The 15,048-nt window shown below is 67.7% G+C and carries 15 protein-coding genes; all 15 read right to left on the reverse strand.

The genetic code is table 11. The features are described 5' to 3' along the window. Positions 1-30: 30 nt before the first annotated feature. Entirely contained in the window at positions 31-1,323 is a 1,293-nt protein-coding gene (locus HB681_RS27965; RefSeq protein WP_213958142.1) for an MFS transporter, read from the reverse strand. Between the two features lie 23 nt (positions 1,324-1,346). Beyond that, complete coding sequence (locus HB681_RS27970) at positions 1,347-2,468, reverse strand: porin (protein WP_213958143.1); 1,122 nt, start codon at positions 2,466-2,468, stop codon at positions 1,347-1,349. 34 nt (positions 2,469-2,502) lie between these two features. Then, complete coding sequence (locus tag HB681_RS27975) at positions 2,503-3,471, reverse strand: PDR/VanB family oxidoreductase (protein WP_213958144.1); 969 nt, start codon at positions 3,469-3,471, stop codon at positions 2,503-2,505. A gap of 35 nt (positions 3,472-3,506) precedes the next feature. Beyond that, on the reverse strand, positions 3,507-4,544 hold the full coding sequence (locus tag HB681_RS27980; RefSeq protein WP_213958145.1) for an aromatic ring-hydroxylating dioxygenase subunit alpha: 1,038 nt from the start codon (positions 4,542-4,544) through the stop codon (positions 3,507-3,509). A 13-nt stretch (positions 4,545-4,557) separates the two neighbouring features. After that, on the reverse strand, positions 4,558-4,776 hold the full coding sequence (locus HB681_RS27985) for a recombinase-like helix-turn-helix domain-containing protein (RefSeq protein WP_213958146.1): 219 nt from the start codon (positions 4,774-4,776) through the stop codon (positions 4,558-4,560). 59 nt (positions 4,777-4,835) lie between these two features. After that, positions 4,836-5,828 carry a tripartite tricarboxylate transporter substrate binding protein gene (locus HB681_RS27990; RefSeq protein ID WP_213958147.1) on the reverse strand — a complete coding sequence of 331 codons (993 nt, stop codon included), beginning with the start codon at positions 5,826-5,828 and terminating at the stop codon, positions 4,836-4,838. An 11-nt stretch (positions 5,829-5,839) separates the two neighbouring features. After that, positions 5,840-6,811 carry a VOC family protein gene (locus HB681_RS27995; protein WP_213958148.1) on the reverse strand — a complete coding sequence of 324 codons (972 nt, stop codon included), beginning with the start codon at positions 6,809-6,811 and terminating at the stop codon, positions 5,840-5,842. Between the two features lies 1 nt (position 6,812). Continuing rightward, complete coding sequence (locus HB681_RS28000; RefSeq protein ID WP_213958149.1) at positions 6,813-8,312, reverse strand: aldehyde dehydrogenase; 1,500 nt, start codon at positions 8,310-8,312, stop codon at positions 6,813-6,815. 17 nt (positions 8,313-8,329) lie between these two features. Next, entirely contained in the window at positions 8,330-9,130 is an 801-nt protein-coding gene (locus tag HB681_RS28005) for an aspartate dehydrogenase (RefSeq protein ID WP_213958150.1), read from the reverse strand. Between the two features lie 10 nt (positions 9,131-9,140). Further along, complete coding sequence (locus HB681_RS28010; protein WP_213958151.1) at positions 9,141-10,841, reverse strand: thiamine pyrophosphate-binding protein; 1,701 nt, start codon at positions 10,839-10,841, stop codon at positions 9,141-9,143. A 158-nt stretch (positions 10,842-10,999) separates the two neighbouring features. Next, positions 11,000-11,839: an SDR family oxidoreductase gene (locus HB681_RS28015; RefSeq protein ID WP_213958152.1), complete on the reverse strand. Its 840-nt coding sequence runs from the start codon at positions 11,837-11,839 to the stop codon at positions 11,000-11,002. A gap of 22 nt (positions 11,840-11,861) precedes the next feature. Further along, complete coding sequence (locus HB681_RS28020) at positions 11,862-12,701, reverse strand: IclR family transcriptional regulator (RefSeq protein WP_213958153.1); 840 nt, start codon at positions 12,699-12,701, stop codon at positions 11,862-11,864. A 25-nt stretch (positions 12,702-12,726) separates the two neighbouring features. Further along, complete coding sequence (locus HB681_RS28025) at positions 12,727-13,599, reverse strand: alpha/beta hydrolase (RefSeq protein ID WP_213958154.1); 873 nt, start codon at positions 13,597-13,599, stop codon at positions 12,727-12,729. A gap of 11 nt (positions 13,600-13,610) precedes the next feature. Then, complete coding sequence (locus tag HB681_RS28030; protein WP_213958155.1) at positions 13,611-14,153, reverse strand: cupin domain-containing protein; 543 nt, start codon at positions 14,151-14,153, stop codon at positions 13,611-13,613. A gap of 35 nt (positions 14,154-14,188) precedes the next feature. Further along, positions 14,189-15,004 carry an SDR family oxidoreductase gene (locus tag HB681_RS28035; RefSeq protein WP_213958156.1) on the reverse strand — a complete coding sequence of 272 codons (816 nt, stop codon included), beginning with the start codon at positions 15,002-15,004 and terminating at the stop codon, positions 14,189-14,191. Between the last annotated feature and the right edge of the window lie 44 nt (positions 15,005-15,048).

Genomic DNA, 15,048 nt, shown 5'->3' on the forward strand with positions numbered 1-15,048 from the left:
TCATGCACCAACGGGGACGTGCCGGGTGTCTCAGGCGGGCGTGACGCGCATGCCTGGAAGTTCCGCGTTGCTGCGCTCGCGCAGCCAGAGCACCAACCCGCACACGAACACCACGAGTTGCGTGCCGATCAGCAACGAGAAGCCCGCGAAGAAGCCGGACCCCGCCGTCGCGCCCGCGCCGCTGGACATCGCGCTGATCACGCCGCCCATGAGCGCCGGCATGAACCCGGCCACCAGGCTGCCGGTGCCGTTCACGACGCCGAAGGCGCTGGCCACATGCTCGGGCCGCGCGCAGTATTGCACCGTGCTGGGAATCGCCGGGCTCATCAGGCCCCAGCAGAAGTTGGCCGCGATCAGGCTGTAGGCTGCGGTGTAGGGGTCGTGCACGTTGATCGCGAGCAGCACCGACAGCGCCACGCCCGCGCTCGCCGCCATGAAGATGAACGGAACGTGCCGGCGCTCGATCCTGTCGATGACCACCCCGCCGAGCAGCACCGCGAGCACCGTCGCATATTGCGGCAGCGAGGCCAGCCAGCCCATCTCCTTGAGCGAGAAGCCGCGCGCCTCCTTCAGGTAGGTCGGCAGCCAGTTGCTGCTGCCCCAGAGGTAGGCCAGCGCCGCCGCCGTCAGCACGGTGATGAGGACGAGGTAGCGGGTGTGCAACGCGCCCTTCACGATCTCGCCGACCTGGGTGAGTGCCGCGCCAATCGATTCGGGTTTCTTCAGTGCCGCGTAGCTCGCCGGCATGTGCAGGAATGCCAGCACGAGCGGAATGCCGACCGCGATGTTGATCAGGCCAAGCACATAGAAGGACGTCTCCCAGTGGTAGCTCGCGAGCAGGTAGCCGATGAACGGATAGCCGATCGCCAGGCCGAGCCCGGTGCCCATGTTGACCAAGGAATTCGGCTTGCCGTTCTCGCGGCTTTCGAAGTGGGCCTTGATGTACGACGAAGCCAGCGAGAACAGCGGGCCTTCGGACACGCCCAGCAGGATGCGCGAAGCCAGCACCAGCCCGTAGCCGTCGAACCATGGCGTCATGAAGGTGACGACGCCCCAGAGGACGAGCCCATACATCAGGCTCTTGCGCACGCCGAACAGCGCCGCGCAGAACGGCGTCAGCACGAAGGCCGACACGCCGTAGCCGGCCATGAAGGCGGTGGCCAGCAGGCCCTGCCTCACCCGGTCCGCCCGCTCGATGCCGATGTGCGCCAGGAAGCCTGGATCGGTGATCAGCACCGCGATGTTGATCCGGTCGATGTAGGAAATGGCGACGATCACGAACAGCGTGATGACGCCATACCAGCGGTATGTCTTGGCTTGCATGGACGTGGTCCTTTGAATGGAGACTAGAAGGCGACGCGCATCCCGGCTTCGCCGCCGGTCGACGCGTGGTTTGGCGAAGTCGAGGCACCGGCCAAAGCCTGGCTGGCGCCGTCGCTGTTGGTCAGCCGTGCCACGGTGGCGTAGACGGCGGTGCGCTTCGAGAAGTTGTAGGCGTAGCCGAGCGCGAGCTTGGATGAGGTCGGGTCCGGCACGTTGCCCACCGGCTGCCGCACGTAGCGCGCATACGAGGCCTTGATCTCGCCGGGGCCCACCGGCAGGATGAAGCCGACCAGCGCGCCCTTGCCGTCGACGGCACCCAGCGACTCGACGTAGTACTCGCCCATGACGCGCAAGCCCAGCAGTTGCTCGAAGGTCCAGGAGGCGCCCAGGTTCGAGACGCGCAGGTCGCCCGTCGCGTAGGTCGTGAGGCCCGTGGCAATGGACACATGGAAAGGCCCGGACTGGTAGCCCAGCCGGACGCCGCCGTACCTGCCGTCGTTCTGGTTGGGCACCGGGATGGCGCCGGGCGTCGCGGGGGGCAGCGTCGAGTTCGAGATGTTCTCGCCCATCGCGTACATCACGCTGCCGTAGAAGCCGCCGAGGTTCGGCGGGAGGAAATAGCCGACGCTGTTCGACGCGCGGGTGCCAGTGGGCGCCGTCAACCCGCCCAGGCCCGAGAAGTAGAGCTGGTTCGCACCGATGCCGCTGCCGGTGCCGAAGGGGTCGAAGATCGCCGTGTTCCAGAAGGTCGGCGTGTAGTCGCGGCCCAACCGCAGCTCGCCCCAGCTGCTGCTGGTGAGGCTGACCGTCGAGCGGCGGTTGAAGGTCAGCGTGCCCAGGCCGGCGGTGCCGTTCAGCTGGTTGTTGGTGTTGCCCGGGAAGCCGGTGCCCGTATCGTTCTGCAGCCCTTCCTCCAGCCAGAAGCCTGCCGACAGCCCGCCGCCGAGGTCTTCGTTGCCGCGAAAACCCAGCCGGCTGAACGAGTTGGCACTGTTCGTCAGCTGCCACTTGCTCGTGGAAGCCGGGCCCGATCCGGTGGTGTAGGTGACAGCCGCATCGACCACGCCGAACAGCGTCACGCTCGATTGCGCGCAAACGACGGACGTGACAAGGCATGCGGCCGCAGCCACAGAAATTCTCTTCATGGGTTCTTTCAGTCTTCGGGAGTTCGCGCCGGCGTCAGATGTCGAGGACCAATGGCCCGCGCTGGCATCGCGACACGCAGATCATCATGGTCTTGTTGGCCGCGCGTTCGGCCTTGGTGAGGATGCCGTCGTGGTGGTCGACCTCGCCCGACAGCACCTTGGTCTCGCAGGCGCCGCACACGCCTTCCTTGCAGCTGTGGTCGGGGTTGAGGCCGGCGTCGATCAGGCTGTCGAGGATCGACTTGCCCGGCGGCACCTCGACGCTCTTCTTGCTCTTCGCGCACTCGACCACGTAGCTTTGCGTGGCGCTCGGCGTCTCCACGTGCACGGCGGCGAAGCGTTCGATGTGGGCGTTGGCGTAGCCGAGCTTCTCGCAGGTCTTCTCGAAGTTGTCGAGCATCGGCGTGGGGCCGCAGCAGTAGAAGTGGCTGTCGGCGCCCTTGTCGGCCAGCAGCGCGGCGAGGTCGGGCGGCGCGCCCTTTTCCTCGTCGAAGTGCCAGGTCAGCTTGACGGACTTCTCCGCCGCGAGCGCCGCGATCGATTCGCAGAACGCCGCTTCTTTCCGGGCCCGCGCGCAGTAGATGAGCTCCACCGGGCGGCCGGTCGCGACCAGGCGCTGCAGCATGCACCAGATCGGCGTCACGCCGATGCCGCCGGACACGAGCACCGATCGCCCCGCGTCCTCCTGTAGCTTGAAGTTGTTGCGCGGCACCGAGATCGGCAGCGTCATGCCCACGCGCAGTTGCTGGTGCACGTAGCGCGAGCCGCCGCGGCTCTTGCGGTCGTTGAGCACGCCGACGACATAGCGCTGGCGGTCGGTCGACGGGTTGCACAACGAATAGCTGCGTACCAGTCCGTTGGGCAGGTGCAGGTCGATGTGCGAGCCGGCCTCGAAGGCGGGGAAGTCCACCTCCGGCGCAGCCGGGCGGAACTCGACACTGACGATGCCGTCTGCCTCGTAGCGCATCGTGTGCACCAGTGCGTTCAGCGTGGGGGATGACATGGCGGAAGACCTCTCTACGGTTCGCGAGCGTGGCGTCAGGCCGTGGCCAGGGCCGGTTCGGCGGCTTGCAACTGTTGCGTGGCCAGGCCGCGCAGGTGGCGGCGCAGGCGCACGACGCCCAGGTCGTGCTGGTAGAGCTGCTCGTGCTGGTTGGCATCGGGCTCCATGTTCTCGATCAGCACGCGGTCCTGCTCGAGCACGTGCCAGTGGCGCGCCTCGAGGCGGTTCTTGTAGAGGAAGCGCCAGGTGTCGCGCTGCCAGCCGGCGGGCAGCTTGCGCACGCGCCAATGGAAGGCGCACGAGAGCGTCGGCGAGATCGGCGTGTAGCTGCCGACGATGATGAAGTTGCCGCCAGGCCCGCCGGTCTTCGGATACGGGATCTCCAGGCGCATCCAGTGCGTGCCGGTGTCGGCCCATTCGGTCCAGTCGAAGTTGACGTTGCGCTGGCCTTCCTTCTCGAACACGAAGCCGGTGTCGGTCGCGCGGATGCCGAACTTGGCCGTCGAATCGCCCTCGGCCATGGAGTGCGACTGCTTGTGCAGGAAGGTGCCGTGCATCGGGTCCATCACGTTGTCGAGCACATAGCGGTAGTCGCCCTTCCACTCGGCATAGCAGAGGAAGCCGGAGTACTCGGCGTCGTCGGTGAGCTGCTCGGGCAGCACCAGCGGCGGCGGCGTGTCGACCGACTCCTTCGAGTTGTAGAGCCACACCGCGCCAGCCTTTTCTTCCACGTGGAAGAAGCGCGTGGCCTGCGCACCTTCGAGCTTGCAGCCGGGGCTGCCGGGCACGCGCGTGACGACGCCGTCGCAGCGCACTTCGACGCCGTGGTACGGGCACGAGAGGCGGTCGCCGAGGATCACGCCCTGCGACAGCGGCGCACCGCGGTGCGGGCAGCGGTCTTCCAGCGCATGCAGCTTGCCGCTGTGGTCGCGCCAGAAGGCGAACTTGCGGCCGAGCCGGCGCAGCGAGACGGGCGACTCCTTGATGAAGCCCGACGGGCAGATGGGGTACCAGAGGTCTTTCAGGCCGATCTCGAGCAGCTGGTCGACCGGGTTGTCGTGGGGGGTGGTCATGGTGTAGTTCCTCTCAGGCGCCGAGCAGGGCGATTTCTTCGCGGTAGATGGCTTCGGTCCACTGCTTGCCGCTGGGGCTCGCGAGGCCGCTGTCGTTGAGTCGCTCGACCAGGCCGGGCAGGTCGTGCACACCTGCGGCAAAGGCACGCTCGATCGCGTCGCCCAGCAGGTCTTCGTAGGTGGTGGGGGCGCGGGTGCGCGCCTGGTGGGGATCGAGATAACGGTCAGTCATGGTTCGCTCCGTGGGGGTGTGAATTCGATGGACTTGCATGTCTTGTCTCCTGTGTGGGGTTATTCGGCGACGATGTTTCGCGACTTGACGATCCCGGCCCATACGGCCGTTTCCTCGCGCATCGCCTTGGCGAACTCGGCCGGCTTCATGGTGGCTTCGGTCATGCCCTGGGCCTTCAGGCGCTCGGCCACGTCGGGCTGGGCAAGGATGTCGGCGGCGTCCTTTGCGAGTTGCTCGACCACGGCGGGCGGGGTGCCTGCCGGTGCGAGCAGTCCATACCAGGACGTCACGTTGACGCCCTGGATGCCCTGCTCGGCGAGCGTCGGGATCTCCGGCGCCACCGGGCTGCGTTTCGCCTCGGTCACGCCCAGCGCCACCAGCTTGCCGCTCTTGATGAAGGGCAGCGTGGCCGGCAGGTTGCTGAACATCAGCGGCACGACACCGCCGAGCACGTCGTTGAGCGCAGGGCCCGTGCCCTTGTACGGCACATGCAGCAAGTCGACGCCGGCCTGCTGCTTGAACAGCTCGCCCGCGAGGTGCAGGCCGCTGCCGACGCCGGGCGACGCGTACGACAGGGTGCCGGGCTTGGCCTTGGCCAGCGCCACCAGTTCCTTCGCGCTCTTGATGCCGGACGCGGGCGATGCCACCAGCACGTTCGGCGCCTTGGCCAGCATGGTGATGGGCGCGAAGTCCTTCTCGATGTTGAACGGGAAGTTCGGCATCAGCGTCGGGTTGATCGTGAGGTTGCCGGCCGGCACCACGAGCAGCGTGTGGCCATCGGCCTTGGCGCGCTTGACTTTCTCGATGCCGATGTTGCCGGCAGCACCGGCGAGGTTTTCGACCACGACCGGCTGGCCGTGGCGCTTGGCGAGGCCGTCGGACAGGATGCGGGCCAGCGTATCGACAGGGCCGCCGGGCGGGAACGGCGAGACGATGGTGAAGCGATCGGAGGCGAGCTGCTTCTGCGCGTCGGTCTGCGCGTGGGCGGGCGCCACTGCGGCGAAGGCGACCAGCGTGGTCGCGAGGACCTTGAGTGTCGAGTTGCGTTGCATGGTCGCGTCCCTCATTTCTTTTCCGTGAGGAACTTGCCTTGCGGGCCGTCGACGTTCTTCTGGCGGCGCGTGTTGCCATCGAGGCCGCCGTCGACCGCCCATTCGGCGAACACGGTCGGGCCCGGCTCGAACTCGCGCGGCTGCCAGTCGGCCGTCAGCTGGTCTTCGTCGGCGTAGTACTCGATGAGTCCGCCGGCCGGGTTCTTGAAGTACCAGAAGTAGGCCGAGGACACCGGATGGCGGCCCGGGCCGAGCTGCGTTTCCCAGCCGCTGCGCGAGAAGTGCAGGCCGCCGCCGAACACCTCGTGGATGTCGCGCACGGTGAAGGCAACATGGTTCAGGCCGCGCTTGCCCGAAGGCAACTGCAGCAGGAACAGGTCGTGGTGGCCGCCGTCCGGCGCGCAGCGCATGAAGGCGCCGCGGTTCGGGTAGCTGTCCGACGAGACGAAGCCGAAGTTGTCGCGATAGAAGGCGCTGGTCGCCAGCACGTCGGTCACGAAGAACACGACGTGGCCGACTTCGATCGGCGTGGCGCGTTCGTAGATCGGCGCGGGCTGGTTGATGCGGGCCTTGCGGTTCCAGGTGTTCATCTCGCCGCAGTCGACGTCGACGGCGCGCTTGCGGGTGACCTGCAGGCGCACGGCGAGGCCGTTGGGGTCGATGCAGCCGATGCGGCGCGCGCCGTCGACGCTGGCGTCGAAGAAGCCGGGCTGCTTCGCGATGGCTGCGGCATAGCGGTCGAGGTCGGCATCGCTTTCGACGCCCCACACCACTTCGCGCAACGTCGGGCCTTCCTCCATCGCGGGCGGCAGTCCGGGCTTGTCCAACGCCGCGACGACGACGCGGCAACCATTGAGGCACTCGAAGCCGAGTTCATCGGCGGCTTCCGACTTGAGCGCCAGGCCCCAGTCGCCGAAGAAGCGCTTGCAGGTCGGCAGGTCGTCCGACACGTAGGTGATCTGGTCGATTCCAAGAACGCTCATTTCAGTTGCTCCAGGCGCGGTGAGTCACGCCGGCCCAAGGGAGCGGCTCGTCGTTCGTGCCCCAGTACATGCTCTTCTGCTCCATGTACTGGAAGATGCCTTCGCGGCCCTTCTCGCGGCCGAGGCCGCTGTCGCGCCAGCCGCCGAAGGGCGTCGACACCGAGAACTGCTTGTAGGTGTTGACCCAGACCGTGCCGGCCTGCACCGCGCGGCCGATCCGCCATGCGCGCTTGAAGTCGCGGCTCCACACGCCGGCGGCCAGCGCGTAGATGCTGTCGTTGGCCTGCTTTATCAACGCTTCCTCGCTGTCGAAGGGCATCGCGACGAGTACCGGGCCGAAGATCTCCTCCTGGGCCGTGCGTGCGCTGTTGGTCAGGCCTTCGAGGATGGTGGGCGTGTAGAAGTAGCCCTTGTCGCGGCCATCGCCGTGCGGGCGCACGCCACCCGTGCGGATGTGGGCGCCTTCGGAGACGCCGAGCGCCACGTAGCGCTCGATGCCTTCGCGATGCTTCGCGGTGATCAGCGGGCCCATCTGGGTCTGCTCCGACGCCGGGTCGCCGACGCGCAACGCGTTCGCGCCTTCGGCGAGCCGCGTGAGGAACTCGTCGTAGATCGAACGCGCGACGAAGAGACGCGAGCCCGCGATGCAGGATTCGCCCGAGGAGCTGAAGATCCCGTAGAGCACGCCGCTCACCGCGTGGTCGAGGTCGGCGTCTTCGAGGACCATCGTGGCCGACTTGCCGCCGAGTTCCAGCGACACCGGCATCATTTTGTCGGCCGCGATGTGCGCGATGTGCTTGCCCGTCGTGGTGCCGCCGGTGAAGGACACGCGCTTGACCAGCGGATGCTTCGTGATCGCATCGCCGATCACCGAGCCCTTGCCCGGCAGCACGCTGACGATGCCCTTGGGAACGCCGGCTTCCTCGCAGATGCGTGCGAGTTCGAGCGCCATCAGCGGCGTGACTTCGGCAGGCTTGACGACGACCGCGTTGCCGGCCGCCAGAGCGGGCGCCAGCTTCTGCGCCTCGCTGGCGATCGGCGAGTTCCACGGCGTGATCGCGGCGACCACGCCCATCGGCTCGTGCACGCTCATCGTGACGAAGGGGCCGCGCGACGGGGTGATGGTCTCTTCCAGCGTCTCCAGTGCAGCGGCGAAGAACTGGAAGGTGCCGGCCGCGCTGGCCACCAGGGCGCGCGTTTCGTTGATGGGCTTGCCGTTGTCCAGGCGCTGTTTCTGCGCCAGCGTTTCGCCCTGCTCGCGGATCAGATGCGCAACACGATGCAACACCGCGGCGCGCTCGTGCGGCAGCTTCTGCGCCCAGCCGCTCGTGAGGAAGGCGTGGTGTGCGCGCGTGATGGCTTCGTCGACGTCGGCCAGGCTCACGGCATTCAGGCGCGCAATCGGCTCGGCCGTGGCCGGATAGAGGCTCTCGTAGGCATCGCCGCCACCCAGGCGCCATTCGCCTGCGATGTTGACGGGAAGGAGTTCGGAAGAAAACATCGTGGTGTCCAGGTGGTTCAGATCGCCATGTGCGCGACGCGGTTGCGCATCGCGCGCACCGCGCTGTAGACGGTGAGTGCGGAGGTCTTGGGGTTGGCCGCCAGCGCCTTGTTGCGCATGGTCAGTTCGAAGCTGCCGAAGGCGCCTTCGGCCTCGACGACATGGACGTTCTCCGTGACGGCCGGGTCGGCGATCAGGCGCACGCGGGTGAGGTCCAGGCCCAGGCCGGCCAGCGACACGGTGGCCGCGACGTTGGCGTTCTTCGGATAGAGCGATGCGGCCTCGCGGGCGCTGCCTTCGAAGATGATCGTTTCCAGCGCCAGCGTGGCGAGGTTGCGGCCCTGCTCGGCCGGCGTGCCGGTCCAGGCGTGCGGCGGCTTGCGGCCGGTGTAGCGCACGGCATCGAGGCCGCCGGCGCGTGCCGCCGCCAGTGCGTCGATGGCGCCGATCGCGCCGGCGATCAGCTGCACTTGCGTATGGCCTTCGCAGGCTGCACGTTCCAGTTGTTCCGCCAAACCGATGGCCGACAGCGCGCCCACCGATGCCACGATGCATGGCAGGCCGCGCTTCAGGGCCGGCAGCACATGCGCCTCGATGGCGGCATGACCCGCGGCCTCGACCACCAGGTCGATGCCGGTCGTGGGCACGCTCGTCACCACCTCGGCGTTCGACCCCAGGCTGGCGAGCGCGGCACGGGCAGCCGCCAGGCCGAACTCAGGCACGACGATGGCCACCACTTCCAGGGTCGCATCGCCCTTCAGCAGTTCGAGCATCGAGGTGCCGATGGCACCGCAGCCGATGAGTGCAACGCGCATCATGGCCGTGCGCTCACTTGCCCGCCACCGCAGCCGTGCCGAGGGCCGGAATCTGCGTGATGGTGTTGGTCGGCGGGCCCGCGAAGGTGGTCTTGAAGCCGCCGATGGAGAGCATGTCGATCTCCAGCAGGAAAGGACCCGGCGTGGCAACCGCCGCAGCCAGTTGGCCCGGCAGGTCGTCGAGGTTCTTCACGCGTGCATGCGGCAGCGCGAGCGACCTGCACAGCAGCTCATAGTCGGGCGTGTGCAGTTCGGCATAGCAGCGGCGCCCGCCGTATTGCGCGTCCTGGATGTTCTTGATGACGCCGTAGCTCTTGTCGTTCATCAGCACGATCACCATGTCCGCCTGCTCCTGCACCATGCAGGCCAGTTCGCCCAGGTTCAGGATGAAGCCGCCGTCGCCGGCCAGGCAGAAGGTCTTGCGGCCCGATTGCGTCTCGGTCGCGCCGATGGCCGCGCCGATGGCCATCGGCATGCCCTGGCCGATGCCGCCGCCCGTGGCATGCACGCCCGCGCTCGGCTCGAACACACGCAACTCGCGGTTGCCCCAGGTGCTGTTCGACACGGTCACGTCACGCACCCAGTTGAAGTTGCGGCCGGCGATGGCCTGGATCTGCTTCACCAGTTCGGCGTACGGGCCGAGTCCGTCGCGCAGCGTTGCAACGGCTTGGACGTGTGCGGCGCGAAGGTCCTTCAGCAGCGCGGGATCGGCCTTGTAGTTCGCGGCTTCGAGGCGGTCGGCCAGGCCGTTCAGGGCCAGCGCGGAATCGCCGCAGACAAAGGCTTCGGTCGAATAGCCGCGGCCTTCGGCAGCGGCATCCGCATCGATGCGGTACAGCGGACGCGGCAGCTTCAGCTCGTACTTCAGCGTCTCGTTGCCGCGCAGGCGCGAGCCGACCACGAGCATTGCGTCGCAGGTCTGGTAGAGCGCCTCGATGGGCTTCTGGATGTTGTAGGCGCCCAGCGATCCGGCGTCGTCCTCGGGCACCGTGCCCCGGCCTTGCGTGGTCGTGACCACGCCGAAGCCCAGCTTCTGCAGGCGCTTGATCGCGGCACCGGCATGGCGTGCACCGCCGCCGACCCACAGCATCGGACGCCGGGCATTCGCGAGGCTCGCGGCCAGCGCATCGAGCCCGGCAGCGGAGGGCACGGCCGCATCGATGGGCAGCGGCGACAGGTCGGCCGGCATCGTCGTGAGGGCCGACTGGATGTCGATCGGGATCTCCACGCTGACCGGGCCGGTCGGGGCGGTCAGCGCGACCTGCACTGCGCGCTTCAAGGTGCCGAGCACCGTCTCCACGCTGCGCACGCGGAAGGCGGCCTTCGACACCGCCTTGAGCATCGTGAGCTGGTCCGGTGCCTCGTGGATGTATGACATGCCCTTGTCGAGATAGGGCGTCTCGATCTGGCCGGTGATGTGCAGCAGCGGCGCGCCGGCGGTCAATGCCTCGACCATGCTGCCGGCGATGTTGCCCGCCGCCGGGCCGGTGCTGGTGATGCACACGCCCAGGCTCGCGGTGGAGCGCGCATAGGCGTCGGCCATGTTGCCCGCGCCGGCCTCGCCCCGCGCCGAGATGAACCGGATCGCGCCGCGCTGCGCGAACGCATCGAGGATCGGCATGTTGTGGATCGAGATCACACCGAACGCAGCCTTGACGCCGCATTGTTCGAGGAAGGCGGCGACGACTGCGCCGACGGTGACATTGGTCTGCATATCAGGACTCCAAAAAAACAAAGTCAAACGCACACGCCAGGGAACCAGCGCACGCCAATCGAGAAACACCGTGGAACCGGCTTTGCCGGGCCACCGGTGTTGCCCCCTCGAGGGGGTACTCGGCGACACGAAGTGCGCCGATACGGGGGTGGGTCAATTCAGGCATGACGGGAATGACCTCCAGAGATATCGAGATGGCTGCCCGTTGTGTAGGAAGACAGCGGCGTTGCAAGGAAAAGAATCGCGCGGGCGGCTTCGATCGGAAGCCCCAGGCGACCCAGCGGAATGTGTTTGTCGTGCGCAAGCTGGTGGCTCCATGCGGCCCAGTCGAGCGACTTGTCCTCGCGCGCATCGAAGCGGCGGCGCCATTGGCCGGACTCGATGAGCCCGATCAGGATGCCGTTGACGCGCACGCCTTGCGGCGCGAATTCGGTGGCCAGCGAGCGCACCAGGTTGAGCAGGCCGGCGCGCGCCGCGGAGGTGGCGACCATGTGCGGCTCCGGCTGGCGTGCGAGCAGCGAGTTGGCGCAGACGATGGCTGCATCGCCCAGCACCGCGGCTTGCGCCGCGAGTTGCGGCAGGAAGGCGCGCGTCGGGTTGATGACAGAGAAGAACTTCAGGTGCAGCTCCTCGGTCCAGGCCTTGTCGTCGGTGTCGGCAAAGGTGGAGACGCGGCCCTGGCCGGCGTTGTTGACGAGGATCGAGGCGGGGCCGAGTTCGGCTTCGCACTGGGCCGCGAAGCTGCGCACCGCATCGCCGTCGAGCACGTCGCAGGTGCGGGCAAACAGCCTGGCCTGCGGCCGCGCTGCGCGCAGGCCGGCCACGGCACTGTCGAGCCGTTCGGCATTGCGCCCGCACAGCGCGACCGCGGCGCCGCAGTCGAGCAGCAACTCGACCGTTGCAAGGCCAATGCCGGACGAGCCGCCCGTCACCACGGCCACGCGGCCGGCGAGCGCATGCGGCGAGAAGAAGCTGGAGGAGATGAGCGGCGAAGTCATGTTGCGAAGGTTCGGAATGAGTTCAGGCACGCTCGCCGCCGCGCAGCGGAACGACCTTGCTGGCGGACGCCGGCGAATAGTTCAGCAAGCCGGAGATGTCGTCGGCGGTGCTGCGCACGCGCTGCACCATCTCGTCGATGCGGCTTTCGTCGATGTGGTCGGAGGTGATCGTTGCGCCCAGTGCCGCGACGATGTGGCCGCTGTGGTCGCGAACGGGTGCGGCCACGCTGGAGATGTTGGCCTCGAAGAAGCCCTCGCCCAGCACATAGCCGCGTTGGCGGTCGCCTTGCACCATGTCGAAGAGTTCGTTCACCGTCTTCGGCGTGTTCGGCGAGAAGACTTCGAGCTTGTCTTCCGGGTACAGCGCGCGCAGTTGCGGCAGCGTCAGGTCTTCCAGCAGGATGCGGCCGAGCACCGTGGCATGCGCGGGCAAGCGCGTGCCGACCGAGACCTGGCTGAGGAAGGGCGAAGGCGGCGCCACCTTCGCCACGTAGACGATGAAGCGGCCGTCGCGCACCACCAGGTTGCAGGGCGTGCGCAGGTCGTCCGACAGGCGTTGCAGCAAGGGCGTGCCGAGTTGCGTGAGTTCCAGCGAGGCCAGGTATTCGAAGCCCAGGCGCAGCACCGCCAGGCCGAGGCGATAGTCGCGCCCGCCATCGGCCTTCTCGACGAAGCCCATGTTCTCCAGCGTCGTGAGAAGGCGGAACACGGTGGAGCGCGGCAGGTCGAAGCGGCGCGAGAGTTCGGGCGCGGAGAGCGTTCGGTTCTCGCGGCTGAATTCGCAGAGCACGCGCAGGCCGCGTTCGAGCGCGGGCACGTTGTAGCGGTCCGAGCCTTCGTCCATTGATTCGTTGGTGGTCATGTCGCTTCCTTCCTGTGGTTGTTGTTCATGCGGCGAGCACGTCGCGCAGCAGCGCGGCGACGGCTTGCGGTTGTTCGACATAGCTGGCGTGGCCGGCGCCGGCGATGAGTTCGAGCGGCACGCCGCATTGGTCGGCGACTTCGGCGCAGGACTGCGGCGTGGTGACGACATCGAGCGCACCGCAGGCCACGCGCACCGGCATCGCGGGCGGCAGGTCGGCCAGCAGGTCGCCGCCGCACAGCAGTTCGACGGCCTGGCTGTAGCCGGAAACGTTGAGGCGCGCCATGTTCCAGCGCACCCACTGGCGGGCCTGTTCGCTGGCGCCGCTGGACAGGAGCCGGGCTGCACTCTGCGCGGCCATGCCGGCGATGCCGACCTGGGCGAGCGTGTCGAGGCGCTGCGTGCGGACCCGCTGGCTTGCGTCAGCCCGCGAAGGTGCGCCGTAGCCGGTGGCCGGGCTGATCAGCACGAGGCCTCGGATGCGCGAGGCCAGTGGTGAACCAGGACGCGCAGCGCAGGCCGCGGTGAGCGCGCCGAGCGAATGGCCGACGAGCACGAAGGACTCCAGGCCGAGCGCATCGACGAGCGCGTGAAGCCGGTCCGCATAGTCGGCCGCCGAGGGCGCCGCTGCGGCGACGGGCGTCGATTCACCGTAGCCCGGTGCATCCCATGCAATCACGCGCGCTGCGCCTTCCAGCAGCAATGCAGTGTCGAGCCACGATGCCGAACCCGATCCGATGCCATGCAGGCAGACGACGGCCGCACCGCTGCCGCATTCGCGCACGGAGACAAGGGTGTCGCCGCGCACCGGCACGTTGCGCACCGGAAAACGCGCATCGAGCCGCGCCAGTTCCGAGGGCGTGAGCGCGGGGGTCTGCATGACAGCGGCGTCGTTCATCGCGGGCCTCTTCAGCGCTTGATCTTCGCGAGCGGGTGGTCGGCCGGATAGGTCGGCGTGACCGGCTTCTGCGCGCCGAGCATCACGCACATCAGCGCGTCTTCGTCACCGATGTTGATCTCTTCGCGGTACACGCCGGGCGGCACCGAGATCAGGTCGCGGTCGGTCATGATGGTCTCGAAGCGCTCGCCGTCCTTCTCGATGACGACTTTGAGCTTGCCGCGGATCAGGAAGAACACTTCCTCCACGTCGGTGTGGATGTGCGGCGGGCCTTCGTGGCCGGCGGGAATCACCATGGTGGAGAAGGTGAAGTTCTCGGCCGGGACGGTGTTGACGTCCTTGGCGACGCCGGTGCCGCCGGTGCCGACGTAGCGCATCTGCGCGCGGCGGAACTTGGGATCGAAGTCAGCCTGGAACTTCAGCGCGTCCCAGTCGTACTTGCGGGTCGAGTAGCGCGCGATGCGGGTGTTCATCCACGCTTCGAGGCTGCTGCCTTCGGGCTGCGCCAGCGTGCTGTCGCTGGCCACTTTCTTCTGTTCGGACATATCGCTCATCGAAAACTCCTTGGTCGAAAATTCAATCAATCAAATCAATTCATCACGAAGCCGCCGTTGACGGCCAGCAACTGGCCGGTCACGAAGCGCGACAGGCCCGAGAGGGAAAACAGCACCGCGCCGCAGACGTCGACGGCCTGCTGCTCGCGCGGGATGGCCCGGCCTTCGAGGTACTTCTGGTGGCGCGCCATCGGCACGTATTCGGTGGCCTCGACCAGCGTGAGGCCGGGTGCCACGGCGTTGACGGTGATCCCGTCGGCGCCCCATTCGCGGGCCAGCGATCGCGTCATCGAGATGACCGCGCCCTTGCTCGATGCATAGGCCAGCAGGTTCGGCGCGCCCCACAGCGCGGTGTCGGAGGCCAGGTTGACGATGGAGCCGCGGCCGGTGGCGGCCAGCGCCGGCTGGCAGGCGCGGCTCATGAGCCAGGTGCCGCGCACGTTGACGTCCATCACGCGGTCCCACATGTCGATCTCGAGTGCGTGCGCATCGCGGCCGCCGGAGTTGGTGATGGCGGCGTTGTTGACCAGGCCGTCCAGGCCGCCGAGCGCCTGCATTGCGGCTGCCGCGCAGGCTTCGATCGATTGCGGGTCGCACAGGTCGACGGCAAGGCCGTGTGCTGTGAAGCCGGCGTCGCGCATCGCCTGCGCTTCGGCTTGCGCAAGGTCCGCGAGGATGTCGGCCAGCACCACGCTGGCACCGGCCTTGGCGATGCACTTGGCAAAAGCGAGGCCCAGGCCGCGGGCGGCGCCCGTCACCAGCACGCGACGCCCGGCCAGCAGGTTGGCGGGCAACTCGTCCAGCAGGGTCTGGAGGCTGTCGAGGTCGGGAACGGCTTTGATGTCGGTCATGGTGTGCTGGTGTTCTGGCGTGGGCGTTGATGCGGGTCGAGGCC

The organism is Variovorax sp. dw_954 (assembly GCF_018449755.1).
Taxonomy (GTDB): domain Bacteria; phylum Pseudomonadota; class Gammaproteobacteria; order Burkholderiales; family Burkholderiaceae_C; genus Variovorax.